This is a genomic window from Gemmatimonadaceae bacterium, assembly GCA_019637445.1.
Classification (GTDB): domain Bacteria; phylum Gemmatimonadota; class Gemmatimonadetes; order Gemmatimonadales; family Gemmatimonadaceae; genus Pseudogemmatithrix.
Genome location: JAHBVS010000007.1, coordinates 1 through 1,541, shown reverse-complemented (window position 1 = coordinate 1,541; position 1,541 = coordinate 1). Strand labels below are relative to the sequence as shown.

Annotated in this window: 2 protein-coding genes; both read right to left on the bottom strand. The window is 69.2% G+C overall.

Features of this window, described 5'->3' with window-relative positions; all coding sequences use genetic code 11:
• The coding region (locus KF709_15015; protein MBX3175716.1) for a CapA family protein at positions 1 to 816 on the bottom strand (816 nt) is incomplete at its 3' end.
• A gap of 147 nt (positions 817 to 963) precedes the next feature.
• Positions 964 to 1,541, bottom strand: a 578-nt coding sequence (locus KF709_15010; protein ID MBX3175715.1) for a hypothetical protein, incomplete at its 5' end; no start/stop codon positions are given.

Sequence of the window (1,541 nt, the reverse complement as noted above, 5' to 3'; positions counted from 1 at the left end):
CTCCTTGCTCTCGGCCTGCTCGTGCGCATGCAGGCTGACCAGCACGACGTCCGACAGGCCGCGCGCCTCCCTGATCCAGCGCACGATGCCGTCGATGTCCTTGCGGTTGGCCATCATGCGCACCGCCGGGCGGTTCGAGGCGCGGAAGTTCATCGTGCCGAGCGGAAACAGAGCGGGATCGGACGGCGCGAAGGCGAAGCCCATCTTGATCTTCTGCTGGCGCTCGGCTTCGAGGCCGAGCTGCTCGGCGATCTCGCGCAATGCCTCGAGCTGCGGTGGCGTCACCTCGTGCACCGTCTCGAAGCGCAGCGGATTGAGGCCGGGCCGGCCCGGCAGGTCCGGTCGCTGGGCAGACGCCTCCTGGCCCTTGGCGAAGGACGAGGCGCACGAGACCATCGCCACGGTGCCGTGCGGATGGGTGTGATAGACCGGCCGCCGCGCATCCTCGAGGTTGCGGCCGGTGCCGGCGAAGCTCAGCCCGCGCGACTCCATCGCCTCGAGCGTGTGCAGCAGTCCCGACACGCCGTAGTCGAGGCTGTGGTTGGTGGCCGTGGCGAAGAGGTCGAACCCGGCGTCGACCAGCTCGTCGAGCACCCAGGAAGGCGCGCCGAAATGCGAGCCGCCACTCTCCAGCGCCGGATCGCCGCGATAGTCGTTCGCCAGCACCTCGAGGTTGGTGAAGGCCACATCAGCCGCGCGCACTCGATCGAACATCGGGCTCAGCAAGCCGTCGGCTCGGCTCTGCAGTCGGCGCTGCAGGATGCTGTCGCCGGTGAGGAGGAGACGGAGGGGACGAGGGGCGGACAGTGGCTGCATGCGCTTCCCTTACTCCACCTTCCCCCGGAGGGGGAAGGTGCCCGGAGGGCGGAAGGGGGATGTCGAAGACGGACACTGGTGTTGTCGAGGTATCCCCCATCCGTCGCTTCGCGCCACCTTCCCCCTCCGGGGGAAGGTAAGACCGACTTAGGCTGCGTAGTTGAGCGACATCGTTTCCGCCTCGTGCTCGGCGCGATGGCGCGCGACGTGCTCGTCGAGCTCCTGGAAGCCGACGGGCGGGCCGCAATACGGCTTCAGCCGGCAGAAGCCGCGCACCACGGGCACGACATCGCGCTTGAAGTCGCAGCCCTGGGCGATCCACTTCGCCGTCCAGCGATCGGCCGCCTCGTCGTCCATCAGCTCGATCAGCGGATCGCGCGGCCAGTACTGGCGCAGCAGGTTCTTGATCATCCGCCGCCAGCGTTCGGGCTGGGCGATGGGCGCAAGTCTCGGCGGATCGCGCTGTGGCCCAGGCGGGACATGCTCGGTGGCGTCGGCGGGCACGGGAAACTTCGCCGGGGGCGGCGGCGGTTCCGGGACCGGCATGGACGGATCGGCCGGATAGCGGCGGCGGGCGCGCTTGCTGACGCGGTGGTGCAGGCCCCAGTCGACGACGGCGAGGTACTCGACGCCCTCGACCTCGTAGATGCGCACCAGCTTGCGCGACGCCAGCTCGTCGATCATCGCGCGCACGGCGTCGTTGCCGATGTCATCGCCGGGAAACA